Source organism: Pseudomonas sp. SL4(2022) (assembly GCF_026625725.1).
In the GTDB taxonomy this organism is placed as follows: domain Bacteria; phylum Pseudomonadota; class Gammaproteobacteria; order Pseudomonadales; family Pseudomonadaceae; genus Aquipseudomonas.
This window is the reverse complement of the sequence record NZ_CP113060.1, coordinates 716,507-730,722: the sequence shown is the minus strand read 5'-3', so window position 1 is coordinate 730,722 and position 14,216 is coordinate 716,507. Positions and strand designations below refer to the sequence as shown.

At 60.4% G+C, this 14,216-nt stretch carries 15 protein-coding genes; 10 read left to right on the top strand and 5 right to left on the bottom strand.

Annotated elements, in window-relative coordinates; genetic code table 11:
- The first annotated feature begins 120 nt into the window (after positions 1 to 120).
- From OU997_RS03485 to OU997_RS03440, 10 genes are all read left to right on the top strand, one after another.
- Positions 121 to 2,151, top strand: a complete 2,031-nt coding sequence (locus OU997_RS03485; RefSeq protein ID WP_267809009.1) for a TonB-dependent receptor — start codon at positions 121 to 123, stop codon at positions 2,149 to 2,151.
- 30 nt (positions 2,152 to 2,181) lie between these two features.
- Positions 2,182 to 2,664: a copper chaperone PCu(A)C gene (locus OU997_RS03480; RefSeq protein ID WP_267809008.1), complete on the top strand. Its 483-nt coding sequence runs from the start codon at positions 2,182 to 2,184 to the stop codon at positions 2,662 to 2,664.
- Complete coding sequence (locus tag OU997_RS03475; protein WP_267809006.1) at positions 2,664 to 3,095, top strand: DUF2946 domain-containing protein; 432 nt, start codon at positions 2,664 to 2,666, stop codon at positions 3,093 to 3,095. The genes OU997_RS03480 and OU997_RS03475 overlap by 1 nt, the downstream gene beginning before the upstream one ends.
- A 259-nt stretch (positions 3,096 to 3,354) precedes the next feature.
- The gene (locus tag OU997_RS03470) at positions 3,355 to 5,160 is read left to right on the top strand and encodes a TonB-dependent receptor (protein ID WP_267809004.1); all 1,806 of its coding nucleotides are present in this window, start codon (positions 3,355 to 3,357) and stop codon (positions 5,158 to 5,160) included.
- Positions 5,161 to 5,266: 106 nt separating this feature from the next.
- Positions 5,267 to 5,716 carry a copper uptake system-associated protein gene (locus OU997_RS03465; protein ID WP_267809002.1) on the top strand — a complete coding sequence of 150 codons (450 nt, stop codon included), beginning with the start codon at positions 5,267 to 5,269 and terminating at the stop codon, positions 5,714 to 5,716.
- A gap of 44 nt (positions 5,717 to 5,760) precedes the next feature.
- Positions 5,761 to 6,093: a DUF2946 domain-containing protein gene (locus OU997_RS03460; protein ID WP_267809000.1), complete on the top strand. Its 333-nt coding sequence runs from the start codon at positions 5,761 to 5,763 to the stop codon at positions 6,091 to 6,093.
- Between the two features lie 89 nt (positions 6,094 to 6,182).
- A complete protein-coding gene (locus tag OU997_RS03455; protein ID WP_267808998.1) occupies positions 6,183 to 6,731 on the top strand; it encodes a putative natural product biosynthesis protein in 549 nt (182 codons plus the stop codon).
- A 323-nt stretch (positions 6,732 to 7,054) separates the two neighbouring features.
- On the top strand, positions 7,055 to 7,345 hold the full coding sequence (locus OU997_RS03450; protein ID WP_267808996.1) for a c-type cytochrome: 291 nt from the start codon (positions 7,055 to 7,057) through the stop codon (positions 7,343 to 7,345).
- 256 nt (positions 7,346 to 7,601) lie between these two features.
- Positions 7,602 to 7,868: a PepSY domain-containing protein gene (locus tag OU997_RS03445; protein WP_267808994.1), complete on the top strand. Its 267-nt coding sequence runs from the start codon at positions 7,602 to 7,604 to the stop codon at positions 7,866 to 7,868.
- On the top strand, positions 7,868 to 8,401 hold the full coding sequence (locus tag OU997_RS03440) for a cytochrome b/b6 domain-containing protein (protein WP_267808993.1): 534 nt from the start codon (positions 7,868 to 7,870) through the stop codon (positions 8,399 to 8,401). The genes OU997_RS03445 and OU997_RS03440 overlap by 1 nt, the downstream gene beginning before the upstream one ends.
- Before the next feature lie 78 nt (positions 8,402 to 8,479).
- Here the strand turns inward: OU997_RS03440 and OU997_RS03435 are convergent, their stop codons facing one another.
- The 5 genes from OU997_RS03435 to OU997_RS03415 all read right to left on the bottom strand — a co-directional run bounded on the left by OU997_RS03435 (position 8,480) and on the right by OU997_RS03415 (position 14,206).
- A complete protein-coding gene (locus OU997_RS03435; protein WP_108486025.1) occupies positions 8,480 to 9,427 on the bottom strand; it encodes an adenosine deaminase in 948 nt (315 codons plus the stop codon).
- 209 nt (positions 9,428 to 9,636) lie between these two features.
- Complete coding sequence (locus OU997_RS03430) at positions 9,637 to 10,602, bottom strand: 2-oxoglutarate and iron-dependent oxygenase domain-containing protein (protein ID WP_267808992.1); 966 nt, start codon at positions 10,600 to 10,602, stop codon at positions 9,637 to 9,639.
- A 173-nt stretch (positions 10,603 to 10,775) separates the two neighbouring features.
- Positions 10,776 to 11,858: a BMP family ABC transporter substrate-binding protein gene (locus OU997_RS03425; protein ID WP_108486027.1), complete on the bottom strand. Its 1,083-nt coding sequence runs from the start codon at positions 11,856 to 11,858 to the stop codon at positions 10,776 to 10,778.
- 193 nt (positions 11,859 to 12,051) lie between these two features.
- A complete protein-coding gene (locus OU997_RS03420; RefSeq protein ID WP_267808990.1) occupies positions 12,052 to 12,978 on the bottom strand; it encodes an ABC transporter permease in 927 nt (308 codons plus the stop codon).
- Positions 12,979 to 13,102: 124 nt separating this feature from the next.
- Positions 13,103 to 14,206, bottom strand: coding sequence for an ABC transporter permease (locus OU997_RS03415; protein ID WP_267808989.1), 1,104 nt, complete (start codon positions 14,204 to 14,206; stop codon positions 13,103 to 13,105).
- Positions 14,207 to 14,216: the final 10 nt, after the last annotated feature.

Here is a 14,216-nt window from a genome sequence, read left to right as displayed (position 1 = left end):
CAAGGCCACCGTCTTGGCTGCCACAACAGCCTCACGCCGGCAAAACCGGGTGCAGGCATAACGACTTTATCGATAACAGGCATTGGTCTGTCTGTGCCTTTGCTTCAGGAATGAACGCACATGCCGTTTCACTTAAAACCACTCAGCCTGTTGTTGGCCACGAGCACGATCGCGCTGAGTGTTCACACCTTACCCGTGCTTGCCGACAGCACCCTGGCGCTGGGCAGTGTCACGGTGACGGGCGAGGAGAAGGGCCCGCTGTCCAGCTACAACATTCTCAGTTCGGTGGACTATGTCGGCCGTGATGTGCTGGAAAAACAGCCGGTGCAATACAGCTGGGAGCTGTTCAACCGTGTGCCTGGGGTCATGCTGACTCAGTTCAATCAGGGCACCACCTCCGGCAAGCTGTCCTTTCGTGGCTTCAATGGTGAGGGTGAAGTCAACGCGGTCAAGCTGCTGATCGATGGCATCCCAAGCAACACCAACGACGGCAACATGCCGTTTATCGACATGGTCTATCCGCTGGATATCGACGATATCGAAGTGGTACGCGGCACCAACGACCCGCGCTACGGCCTGCACAACATTGCCGGCAATGCCAGCATCAATACGTTGCAGGGCGGCAACGAGGGCAAGCTGCGCCTGCGCAGCGGCAGTTTCGACACGCAAGAACTGCAACTGGTGAAGGGCATCGAAAGTGGCAACTGGTCGCAGAACTACTTCGTCGCTTACCAGAAGAGCGGTGGTTACCGCGACCATGCCGATGCCGAGCGGCAGAGCTTTGCGGGCAAATGGTTTTACACCGCCGACGCGGGCTGGCGTGCCGGGCTGATCGCACGGCATTACGAAGCCGATGCGCTGGAGGCCGGTTACCTGAGCAAGGCCGATGCCCATGATGACCCGCGCCAGTCATACCTGAGCAACGCGACGGACAAGGGCGAGCGCCGCATGGATTCGCTCAGTCTGCATCTGGATACCGACCTGGCCGACGACCTCGCCTGGTCGAGCAAGGCGTACTACAACCGGTTTGAAGACCGCCGTTGGACCAAGTACTGGATCACTTCCGCGCAGCAGGAACGCTTCAACGACGAAGACCAGTACGGCGCGCTCAGCAGCTTGACCTGGCGTCCTGATGTGTCGGGGCTGCACGACTTCGCCCTGGAAGGTGGCGCCGATGTCCAGCGCCAGGAGGTGATCAGTGAGCGCTATCGGACGGTCAGCCGTGTGCGTACCGCACAGACCCGCGACCAGGTGTTCGATCTGACCACCACGGGCGTTTACGTGCAGGCGGTGATCGAACCCTGGGAAACCCTCAAGCTCATCCCAGCCTACCGGGTGGACCGCGTCGAGGGCGACTATCACGATCAGCTGTCTGGCGAGCGGGCCCGCGTCAATGACTTCGGCACCATCAACCAGCCCAAATTCAGCCTGGTCTATTCCCCCTGGCAGACGGCCAGCTTTTACGCCAACTGGGGGCGTACCTTCCAGATCGGTGTCGGCTCGGGCGCTTATCGACTGGCCAGCCTGCAGGATGACCTGAAACCCTCGATCAACGAAGGCTGGGAGACCGGTGTCAAGTTCAACCCGGTGGCCTGGCTCGATGGCCGTGTGGCCTATTGGGAACAGCACGCCACCGATGAAGTACAGCGCCGGCTCAATGCCCCGTCCGGGGATACCGAGAACGTCGGCGAAACCCTGCGCCGGGGTTATGACGTGCAGCTCAACCTGTACCCCAGCGACCTGGCGCGCGTGTGGTTGTCCTATTCACGGCAGTTCTCGGAAATTCTCACGCCCGGCCCACGCTTGCCGGCCAGCAAGGGCAAGGAGATGGACCACGTACCGCATCACCTGTATGCCGTGGGCGGTGATTATCAGGCCAGTGAAAAACTCAAGCTCAGCGCTTGGGTCAACGGCCAGAGCGACTACTATCTGGAACGCACCAACAGCACCGGTCACTATGGCGGCTACACCCTGCTCAATATCGCTGCGGAGTACCGCCTGAGTGAACGTGTCAGCGTGGACCTGCAACTGAAAAACGTCACCAACCGCTATTACGAGTACGTCTGGTATGACCCCGATGGCGCGCTGGATTCCCTGCATGCCCCCGGCGATGGCCGTGCGTTGTATGCTGGGTTGACCCTGGATTTCTGACTTTCGTTTTCCTACAAGGAGGCAACACCCATGATGCTGAAGAAAACCCTGCTTGGTCTGTCCCTGATGCTGCCGGCGCTGTTGGTGCAAGCGCACGACTACAGCGTCGGCAACCTGCACATCGAGCACCCCTGGTCCCGTGAGATGCCGGCCGTAGCGCCCACAGCAGCCGCTTATTTTGTGGTGCACAACAAAGGTAACGACGCCGATCGCCTGCTCAGCGCCAGCACCCCGGTGGCCGGCAAGGCCGAACTGCACGAACACATCCACGCGGATGGTCTGATGAAAATGCAGCAGGTACAGAACGTGGCGATTCCTGCCGGTGGTGAAGTGAAGTTCGAACCGATGGGCTACCACGTCATGCTGTTCAACCTGAAGCAGCAGGCCAAGGACGGCGAGCGCTTTCCGCTGACCCTGACCTTCGAGAAGGCCGGCAAAGTCGACGTGGAAATTGCCGTGCACAAGGATGCGCCTGAGGGCAGTGCACACGGTGAAGGTCAGCACCAGCACTGATGATCAGTCAGGCGCTGGAGCGCCGCAGCACCGCTCGCTCTGGGCTGGTGTCTGTCGTGTGCGCTGAGCGTAAAGCGATCAGCTGGGGGCTGGTTATCGGCATCCTGCTAGTGTTGTTTGCCTGTGGTTTACACCATGGGCAGATGAGCGGGCTAGCCTTGAGTGGCCTGAATAGTGGCTTTTGCTCGCTGGTGAGTGGAAGTGATATCAGTCCCGATCCCGGTGGGTCAGACCAGACGCAGGACAGTGTTGCGCAGCTGAGTTGCCCGCTGTGTTCGTCTTTTACTGCTGCTATCGCCAGCCATTATGCTGCCTCGGCGTTCTACTCTCTGGCCGGGGCAAGCAGTGTCCCGGTTTTTGTACGCAGCTGGCCGCAACCGCCGCCGCGTTATCTGTGGCCTTCACTCAGCCCTCGGGCCTCCCCTCGATAGCTTCTTCGTCGTGAATCCTTTCAGGCTGACTCCGTCTGTCTGCGTATGTTCGCAGTAGGACGAGCAGCCATCACTTTTTGCGTGGAAGTTGTTGCTCATGAAAACAGGAATGCCCTCTGCTGCGTTATCAGCGGCTGTCAGTCGCTCGGGGAAAAGTGCCGGTTATGGGGCTTTGTTGGTGTTGTGCGGGGCCGCATCTGTGGCGAGCGCGGCTGAAACCGCGATAGAGCTGCCGAGCTCTATGGTGATTGGCTCGTCTGTGATTGATGCTAACCATGTGGATGCGTTTGGCAGCCTGAGCACGGTGGTTGGTCAGCAGCAGATCCGTGATTTGAATGCACTGGATCTGTCATCGGCATTACGCCGTACGCCAGGTGTGACCGTTTCCCGCTTCAACCCGGTGGGTGCCTTTGGAGGTGCCGAAGGTGGGGCGGTGTATATCCGCGGTTTGGGCGCCAGCCGTCCAGGCAGCGAGATCAAGACCTACATCGACGGTATTCCGTTTTACATGCCGGTGTGGAACCACCCATTGCTCGATCTGCTGCCCATCAACGGTATGCAGAGCATTGGTGTGTACAAGGGGCCGCAACCGCAGAAGTTCGGCAATACCTTTGCAGCGATTGATCTGACCCCTCAGGTGGCAGCCGTAGGCGATAACCAGCATGGCGAGTTGCAACTGACCGGCGGCAGCGCCCGTACTTTTACCGAGCAGGCTTCACTGACCGGTCGCAGCGGTGCCTGGGATTACTCACTGGCCCAAGGTACCGCGCGTTCGGAAGGTGATCGGCCAGATGGTGAGGGCCGTCTGAGCAACGCAATGGGGCGCATCGGTTATCAGTTCAGTGACAACTGGTCGGCCAGCGCGCTGGCCTTGCATGCCGATAACCTGGCTTCCGATCCCGGACAGAAAGGGCTGCCGGCGACAAAAACGGGCGAGTTTCTGACCCGTGGCACGCTGGTCGCGTTGTCGCTGGCGCATGACTACGAGCTGGCGCAAGGCAGTGTGAAGGTCTATCAAAACCAGGGCCGTGGCAGTCAGCTTGAACAGCCGGGGCTCGATGGCGAAACCATCACCAGTTTCAGCATGCAGGGCGTGCGCTGGGAAGAGAGCCTGCAGCCATGGCGTGGCGGTGAAGTGGCTTTGGGGCTGGATATCGACGAAACCGAGGGTGATGTGGCCTTCAAACGCATCGCCCCCGCTCCGCGCGATAAGTTTAATACGCCCACGTTGCGGGTTGTTTCACCACACGTAGCCCTGAGCCAGGCCATCGAACTGAATCAGGATTGGACGCTGACGCCATCTGCCGGCATTCGTAGTTACGACCACAACGTCTACGACAGTGCCACTGCGCCGCATGCCGGTGTGTTGCTGTCGACCACCGATGTGGAGTTTCGCGCCAATGTCTCGCGCGGCATCAACTACCCAGGCCTGGAGACGTCGGTGTTGTCGCATCTGATTCCTGCGCTGGGCAAGACCTGGGAAGAGCTGGAGCCAGAGCAGCTGGATCACCAAGAATTGGGCGTCAAGTTCAACCCCTTTACGGGAACCACTCTAGATCTGGCCGTGTTCAAGGACAAGATTCAGGATCGCTACCTGTTTGCCTTTCCACCCGCGGTTTCACAACCAGCTTACGTCAACTTGGGTGATTACGCGATACGCGGTGCAGAGGCCACCTGGCAGCAGCGCTGGAACCAGAACTGGAGCAGTTTTGTTGGTTTCACCTGGCTTGATCCAGACTTGAAGACGCTGCCCTACGCGCCGAAACGTTCGTTGTCGGTGGGCACCACCTACGAGTCCGGTCCTTGGCGCTTGAGTGCCGATGCGCAGTACCAGAGCGCCATGTATGTGCTGCAGCAGGAGCGTGTTGAAGGCGCAAGTAACTTTGCTCAGGTTGACAGCTTCACCGTGGTCAACCTGCGCGTCGGCCATGCCGTCCCGCAGTTTGGTGATGTGGGCGAGGTCTTCGTGGCGCTGGAAAACCTGTTCGACCGTAATTACGCCTATCGCACGGGTTACCCCATGCCGGGTACGTCGGCCCAGCTGGGCGTGAAGATGGGTTTCTGAATCGGAGCTGCGGCTGCTTTGCGGCGGTCGCAGCCAACAAGAATATGTGGAGTGTCGTATGTCCCCTACACAGAAAAAATCAATCGCTACGAAGGTTTCTTTACGCTTGAGTCGCGTAGCAAAGATCTTTGCCGTTTTCAGCAGCCTGTTGTGTTGCAGCGTACTGGTCAGTGCCGCGGATCAGCAGCAGGCCATCGAGCAACTGATGAAACATACCTGGGAGAAGTCCGGTTCAGTGCTGGAAGTCGCCCCCATCACCGTGGTGGGCAGCCATGCAGTGGCTGGCTGGACGCAAGGTGACCACGGTGGGCGGGCGCTGCTCAAACAGTCTGCTACAGGCTGGCGGGTTGTAATGTGCGCCGGTGATGCCTTGCTTGACCTGGCCACCCTGCAGGATGCCGGTGTACCCATCGAGCAAGCCCAGCCGCTCAATCAGGCAGTGCTGGCTGCAGAGGCCGCGCTTACACCGCAGCGGCGCAGCCAGTTCGGGCTATTCCAAGGGCTGGTGAGAACAGATGGAGCAGCCGCTCACCACGCCGAGCAGCCGGCACACTGATGCTCATGTCGGCGCGGGGGCGATGGTTCGGGTCTCGACTCGGGTTGCTGGCGCTCGCCCTGATTGTCTTGGCACCACTGTTTTCCCAACTGCGTACTGACACGCAGGATTGGTCGTGGCTGAGCGAGTTGGCCTGCCATGACGGCATGGCGCAGGTGCCCGCCCCGGTTGCCGAATTGCCACATACGTCCAAGTTGGATGCATGTGGCTATTGTTCACTGCTGATCAACAGCCCGGCTCTGGATAGCCAGGACTGGGGCTATTTACGTATCACCGTGCAGCGTCAGACGTCGCAGCCACTGTCTGAGCGGCCGCTGCTGTTGATATTGCGTTTTCCAGCTGCACAGTCACGCGCACCGCCGTCAGCGCTTGGTTAAGCGTCTCGAGCGGAGCCCTATTGGGCTCCACCGCTGTGTGTTGCCGGTCCAAGACGATCGACAACCCTGTATGGCAAGGAGCGTGAATCATGCACTCATCCAAAAGTCGGGCGTTGCCTGTGCACAGGCGCATCGTCAACGAACGGATTTTCCCGGATTACCCCAGCAACGCGCGCTCGTTCATCGCGCTGGATGCCAAGCTGCTCCCATACTGGCACCTGGTGTACGACCTGTGCCCGTCGCTGCTCAAGCTCGATCCGCCGGAGGGGCTAAACCTGTTCCGGCGTTTTATGGTCTGGGCCTACCGCCGCCAACCCGCCCAGGATTGGACCTTCCACATCAGTGTGTGCCGTTGGTTGTTGCTGTCTGAATATGCCTCCAAGGTCAGCGCTGAACAGGTGGAGAGCCTGCTTTCAGCAGCGGCAGCGCGCTGGGTCAACAGTGATGCCAGTTCGGCGCAGGGCATCCTGTTGGCCTGCTCTGCTCAGCCGATGACACTGGTGGATTGGAAGCACGATGGCGTTGGGCTTGGGGGCGATGTTCAGGTGTTGCCGCCAGCACGGTTCGACTTTGCCTGGTCTCCGTTGAGTCGCAGTGGTGTTGCGGGTTTTCGCCGTTGGTTGCGGATTCCTGAATAAGCGCTGCGACAGCCTGACGCAGGTTGGCGCAGGTGCCAGCATCCGGACTGATGGCGAGCGGTTGTGGCAGGTTGTCGCAGTTGAGGGGCTGCCAGGCTGCCCATAGGATGGACGGACTTCGGGTAGGAATTTGCCTTGTCTGGGCATCCACGGTTAAGCCCGAAGGTCTCTTTATCGGCCAAGGCTCGGTAAGCGGCTCTCCCTCAGGGGAGAGCCCTCTTTTCTCTTGATCTACAGGGCACCCACAGTCTGGTCGAGGGTGATCGGCTGCCTGTGTATCTGCTGGATACCTATAACAACACGTAAACCGATGAGGTCCTGATATGAAGAAAGTTGTCGTGCTGACGTTTGCTCTGCTGTCGATGGGCTCGGTACAAGCCGCGCAAGATCCTGAGGCGGTGTTTAACCGCTCCTGCGGCATGTGCCATAACGGCCAGTTGCCAACCGCGCCGAAAAAGGGCGATGCCGCTGCTTGGCAGCCGCGCCTGGCTCAGGGCACGGATACCTTGGTCAAGCACGTGACCGAGGGTTTTAATGCCATGCCGGCGCGCGGTCTGTGCATGGACTGCTCGGCTGAGGATTACAAAGCGGTGATTACCTGGATGTCCAAATAACGGGATGGTGGGCAGGTGCCGCTCGATTGTTCCGTCTCGGGCGGCATTCAAGGGTGCAGAGCGGGTATCGCCGCTGATCGGCGCTGGCCGACCATGGGTTGATACCCGGTCTCTATTAGCAACACCGTCTGCCGTTAGGCCATGAGCCGTTGAGGCGTTTGAACGACAAGGACATGACCTAATACAGCCTTAAGCTTGCCGCGCGACAGTAGTCCCCGCAGACACACAACTTCCCCTGCATCACGAGGACTTCACCATGCGCAAATTGCTTCTGCTGTCTCTGGTACTGGCCAGCCCGCTGACCTTCGCCGCCACCCAATGCACCACCGCCGACAAGGCGCAGTGGCAGGATCAGGATAAATTTCAGGCCGACCTCAAAGCCCAGGGTTACGAGATCAAGAAGTTCAAAGTCACCGGCGGCAACTGCTACGAAATCTACGGCTTCAACAAAGACGGCCAGAAGGTCGAAATCTACTTCGATCCGGTCAGCGGCAAGGTCATTAAAGGCGGCGTTGAAGACTGATGAACAGTTCGACCACACGCCTCTGGGACCCGCTGGTCAGGCTGTTCCACTGGTCTCTGGCGAGCGCTTTTCTGGCCAATTACTTCTTCACCGAAGAGGGCGAGAACTGGCACCGCTGGTTCGGTTACTACGCCGTGGCCTGGCTGGCGATCCGCCTGGTGTGGGGTTTTATCGGCACACCGGCAGCGCGCTGGGCGGACTTCTGGCCGACCCGGGCGCGTGTGGCCGAACACCTGCGGGCACTGCTCAGTGGGCGTGATTATCACCGCTTGGGGCATTCCCCGCTGGGCGCGCTGGTGATGATCGGCATGATGCTGCTGATGCTCGGCTTGGGTGTGACCGGCTTTCTGATGGAGGAAGTCGACTACTTCTGGGGTGCAGATTTACCCGAGGAGATTCATGAGTTTTGCGCCAACGCACTGATGGCCCTGGTGGGCCTGCATATCGCGGCGGCGCTGTTTGAAAGCTACCGCCTGAAGGAAAACCTGCCGCTGTCGATGGTCACCGGCAAGCGGCGCAAGCCGGATCACTGAGTTTATATCTGTCGCGGCTGAAGCCCTGCCCACAGCTTATACGCACTGTGGGCGCGGCTTTAGCCGCGATGATTTTGCTTAAACCAGGCGCGCATCCAGGCTGTTCTGCGCCAGGCGCTTGGCCTGCTCCTGGGTCATGCCCAGGCTGTCGTACAGAGCGGCGAAGTTTTCGGTGACGTAGCCGCCGAAGTAGGCCGGGTCATCCGAGTTCACCGTCACCTTCACGCCGCGTTCGAGCATCTGCAGGATGTTGTGCTGGCGCATGTCGTCGAATACACAGAGTTTGGTGTTGGACAGCGGGCAAACAGTCAGCGGGATCTGTTCATCAATGATGCGCTGCATCAGGCGCTCGTCTTCGATGGCCCGCACGCCGTGGTCGATGCGCTCGATCTTGAGCAGGTCCAGGGCTTCCCAGATGTATTCGGGCGGGCCTTCCTCGCCGGCGTGGGCGACGGTCAGGTAGCCCTCACTGCGTGCCTTGTCGAACACGCGCTGGAACTTGCTCGGCGGGTGGCCCATTTCCGAACTGTCCAAACCGACGGCGATAAACGCATCGCGGAATGGCCTGGCCTGTTCCAGGGTTTTGAAGGCTTCCTCTTCAGACAGATGGCGCAGAAAGCTCAGGATCAAACCGTGGCTGATGCCCAGCTGCTTTTCACCATCGATCAGCGCCTGCTTGATCCCGCGCAGCACCACCTCGAAGGGAATGCCCCGGTCGGTGTGGGTCTGCGGGTCGAAGAACGGCTCGGTGTGGATGACGTTCTGCGCTTTGCATTTTTGCAGGTAGGCCCAGGTCAGGTCATAGAAATCCTGCTCGGTGCGCAGCACGTCGGCCCCGGCGTAATACAGGTCGAGAAACTCCTGCAGGTTGTTGAACGCGTAGGCGCTGCGCAGCGCTTCAACGTCGTTCCAGGGCAGGGCAATCTTGTTGCGCTCGGCCAGGGCAAACAGCAACTCGGGCTCCAGCGAGCCCTCAATGTGCAGGTGCAGTTCGGCCTTGGGCAGGGCATTGAGCCAGTCGTACATGGTCAGATCTCGTTATCAGGCGTAATCGCTGGCAAGTTTAACTGCTTGGTCAGATTTAGCCGAATTGAAAGGCGATGCAGAAGTAGATTCTGTGTAGGGTGGACATCGCTTTTTATGTCCACCAGTCGGGCTAATTGGTACCGCAGATGGTGGATGAAAAAGCGTCATCCACCCTACCGGCTACGCGCCCCGATACACCCTACATACGGTCATCCCGCCTGTTCGTCCCGCCGATACGCATAGGTGTCGGCAAAGCGCGACAGCAGGTACTCGGCGCTGGTTACGCTCGGGTACTTGGGCGGGTTGGTGGCGTCCGAACAGTTCGGCAGGCAGCTGATCTCGGTGTCCGGGTGCGGTTCGGCGAAGAACGGCATGGCGTAGCGGTCCACCCCCAGCGGGCTGATCACCCGGTGCGGGGTTGAGGTGTAACGGTCGTTGCTCCAGCGCGCGAGCATGTCGCCGATGTTCACCACAAAGCTGTCGGCCATCGGCGGTGCATCAATCCACTCACCGTCACGGTTGCGCACTTGCAGGCCGCCGGCGTCGTCTTGGTAGAGCAGGGTGATGCAACCGTAATCGGTGTGTTCACCCGCGCCTTGCTGTTCGGCACTGCTGGCGGTGTGGCGCGGTGGGTAGTGGATCAGGCGCAGCACGCTGATCGGCTCATGAAAACGCGTGTCGAAAAAGTCGCGGTCGATATCCAGTGCGATCGTCATGGCGCGCAGCAGGGTTTGCGCCAGCGCCTGCATATCGGCGTAGTGCTGTTCCATCAGGGTTTCCCAACCGGGCAGGTCGGGATGCCGATTGGCGCCGCGCAGCGGTTTGCCGGCCAGCACTTCAGGATGATTCAGGTCCATGTGGAAACCCATGTCGAAGGTTTCCTTGAGATCGCTCGGTTTGCTTGGGTCCAGCTGCTCGGTGGCAATCGCGCCATAACCCCGGTGATGAGCGGTCTGGGTGATGTCGATCTTGAGCTTTTCGGCCGCCGGTAGGGCGAAGAACATCTTGGCGGCGCTCAGCAGCTCGGCGATACGTGCCGGGCTGATTGGGTGACCGGTGATGTAGAAAAAGCCCCACTCGCGGCAGGCGTGGTCGATCTGCTCGGCCACGGCGGGCCAGGCGGATGGATCGTCGCTGTAGAGCGGGGCTATGTCGATGATGGGCAGGCGGTTCATTAAAAGCTCCGGGATGTTGCTGCGAGTCTTCTCGTACCCAGGGCAGCGAATAAGAGCGCCCCGTTTACGGGGCACCCTTTTGATGCGGTTCTGTCAGAGGGCAGGGACGGCATCGGTGTTATGTGTGGAAGGGGCAGATTTTCGCGGCTAAAGCCCCTCCCACAGCCCTACGTTTACTTGGGCAATTCAGCCTTCACGTTTTTCACGTAGTAGTTCATCGAGGCCAGTTCGGCGTTGGTGGCGGCGACGCCGGCCGGGATTTTCTCGACGCCGCTCTGGTCCTTGATCGGGCCGGTAAACGGGTGGAAGGCGCCGCTCTTGATGTCGGCGATGATCTGCTCGGCTTCGGTTTTCACGTCCGCCGGCACCAAATCGCTGATCGGCAGTTTGATGGTTTCTTCGGTCAGGCCGCCCCAGAAATCTTCGGATTTCCAGGTGCCGTCGATCACGGCCTGAGTGGATTTGACGTAGTGCGGGCCCCAGTCGTTGACGATCGAGGTGAGCACGGCCTTCGGCCCGAAGTGCGCCATGTCCGAGGCATAGCCCACGGCATACACGCCGCGACGTTCGGCGGTCTGGATCGGTGCCGGGCTGTCGGTGTGCTGGAACATCACGTCCACGCCTTGGTCGATCAGCGCGTTGGCTGCGTCGGACTCCTTGCCCGGATCGAACCAGGAGTTGACCCATACCACCTTGATCTCAGTGCCGGGGTTGTACTTGTCCAGCGCCAGTTGAATGGCGTTGATGTCGCGGATCACTTCCGGGATCGGGAAGGAGGCGACGTAGCCGACTTTCTTGGTCTTGGTCATCTTCGCCGCGAGGTATCCGCCGACGTAACGGCCTTCATAGGAGCGCGACAGGTAGGTGCCGAGGTTCTTGTCCTGCTTGTAGCCGGTGGCGTGCTCGAAGGTCAGCTTGGGGAATTGCTTGGCCACTTTCAGCGTCGGGTTCATATAGCCGAACGAGGTGGTGAAGATCAGGTCATAACCACCCTTGGCCATGTTGCGAATCACCCGCTCGGCGTCCGCACCTTCAGGGACGTTTTCCACGTAGCTGGTTTCAACCTGGTCGCCGAGCTGTTTGATCACCGCCTGACGGCCCTGCTCATGCTGGTAAGTCCAGCCGTGGTCGCCAATTGGGCCAATGTAGACAAAGCCGACCTTCAACGGATCGGCGGCAGATGCGCCCAATGTGGCGCTAAAGCCAAGGGCGGCAACGAGGGCGCGCAGCAGCGGTTTTTTGCTCTTCTCAAACATGGTTGGCGGAACTCCGATAGGTGTGGGTACGGTGTGGTTAAACAGCTGCCAGTTGAATTGCAAAAAACTGACCAACTGGACAATTAGCGCTGTGGGCCGCGTAAAAACGCAGAACCCCGCCGAAGCGGGGTTCTGTGGGGGTGCTGTGCTGGTGCGTCAGGTGCGGCTTGTGCTGCCTACTGGTGCGTGAGTGTCAGTGCCCTGGCTGCCACGGCTTGCCCAGTGATACCGGGGCAAACAGGCGGGTTTTGATCGCATCGCGCGACAGCAGGACCAGCACCAGAATGGTGGCCACATAGGGCAGCATCGCCAGCAGGTTGGAGGGGATCGACAGGCCGATGCCCTGCGCCACCAAGTGGATGATGCTGGCCAAGCCGAACAGGTAAGCCCCAAGCAGAACACGGAATATCCGCCAGCTGGCAAACACCACCAAGGCCAGGGCGATCCAGCCGCGGCCGGCGGTCATGTTTTCCGCCCACATCGGTGTGTAAGCTAACGACAGGTAACCGCCCGCCAACCCGGCCATGGCCCCGCCGAACAGCACCGCCAAGGTGCGTACGCGCAGTACCGGCAAGCCCATGGCGCTGGCCGCGTCGGGGTTTTCACCGACCGCCTGGATGATCAAACCGATGCGGCTTTTCAGCAGCACCCAGGCCACTAAACCGAACAGTGCGAAGGACAGGTAAACCAGAATGTCCTGGGCAAACAGCATGCGTCCGATCAGCGGAATTTCACTGAGCAGCGGAATGGCGATGGGCTCGAAACCGGCCAGTGGCTTGCCGACCCAGGCCGCGCCGACAAAGGTCGACAGGCCGACGCCGAAGATGGTCAACGCCAGACCGGTGGCCACCTGATTGGCGTTAAAGCCCAGCGCCACGGCGGCGAACAGCATCGACAACAGCATGCCGGCGGCCATCGCCAGCAGCACGCCGAGCCACAGGTTGCCGGTGCTCAGTGCGACGATAAAACCAATCACCGCGCCGAACAGCATCATGCCTTCCTGGCCGAGGTTGAGTACGCCGCTCTTCTCGCAGATCAGTTCACCCAACGCCACCAGCAGCAGCGGCGTACCAGTGCGCACCATGGCGTAGAAAATATTGCTTAGTAGGTCGAGATCCATCTGGAATTCCTCTGCGTATAGCTTTTATAGGAGCGAGGGGGACGCCCAGTTCTTGCTCGCGATTAGTGTCGCGACGGATCGCGAGCAAGCGGTACGTCGCCCGGCCGCTCCCACAAGTTCTTTGTTAGGCCAGGGCCTCGGTGTTGGTTTTGGCTTTGCGCTGCGCCCAAGCCCACTTCAGCCGTGGCCGATAGAGGATCAGCACATCGCAGGCGAGCAGGAAGAACAGCATCATGCCTTGGAACAGTTGGGTGATCGCCTGGGGCAGGTTCATGGTCATCTGCGCGTTTTCACCGCCCAGGTACAGCAGGGCCATCAGCAGGCTGGCGAAGACAATGCCGAGCGGATTCAGGCGGCCGAGAAAGGCCACGGTGATCGCCGCATAGCCGTAACCGGGGGAGACCTGCGGCACCAGTTGGCCAATCGGCCCGGCCACTTCACCGACACCGGCCAACCCGGCCAGGCCGCCGCTGACCAGCAGGGCAAACCACACCAGGCGCTTCTCGCGAAAACCGACAAAGCCGGCGGCGCGGCGGTCGAGACCGAGCACCTTGATCTGGAAACCGAGAAAGCTCCTGTGCAGCAACACCCATACCGCCACCAGTGCCAGCAGGGCGAAATACAGGCCGGCATGCAGGCGACCGTCCTCACTCACCAGCGGCAGGCGGCTGGCATCACCGAACATCGCCGACTCGGGGAAGTTAAAACCGGCGGGGTCTTTCAGTGGGCCATGCACGAAGAACAGCAGCAGGTTCAGCGCGATGTAGTTGAGCATGATGCTGGTGAGGATTTCGTTGGCATTGAACTGCGTGCGCAGCCAGGCGGTCAGACCGCCCCAGGCCGCGCCCGCCGCCACGCCGGCGAGCACCACCCAGACCAGCGCCCAGCGGCTGTCCCAGTCGATGATCTGGATCGCCATGGCGCTGCCGGCCAGCGCGCCGAGCAGCAGCTGCCCTTCCGCGCCGATGTTCCAGATGCGCGCCTGGTAGGCGACGGCCAGGCCGAGGGCGCAGAGTAGAATCGGCAGCGCCTTGACCAGCAGTTCGGAGACGCCATACCAGTCGGCCAGTGGCGCAATCAGCAGGGTGTGCAGGGTGTCCAGCGGGTCGTGGCCGAGCAGGGTGAACAGCAGCGCGCCACTGCACAGGGTCAGCACGGCGGCGAGCAGCGGCGATAACCAGAGCATGGCGCGCGATTGCTGACCGCGCGGTTCGAGGGATAACAGCATGGAAAACTCC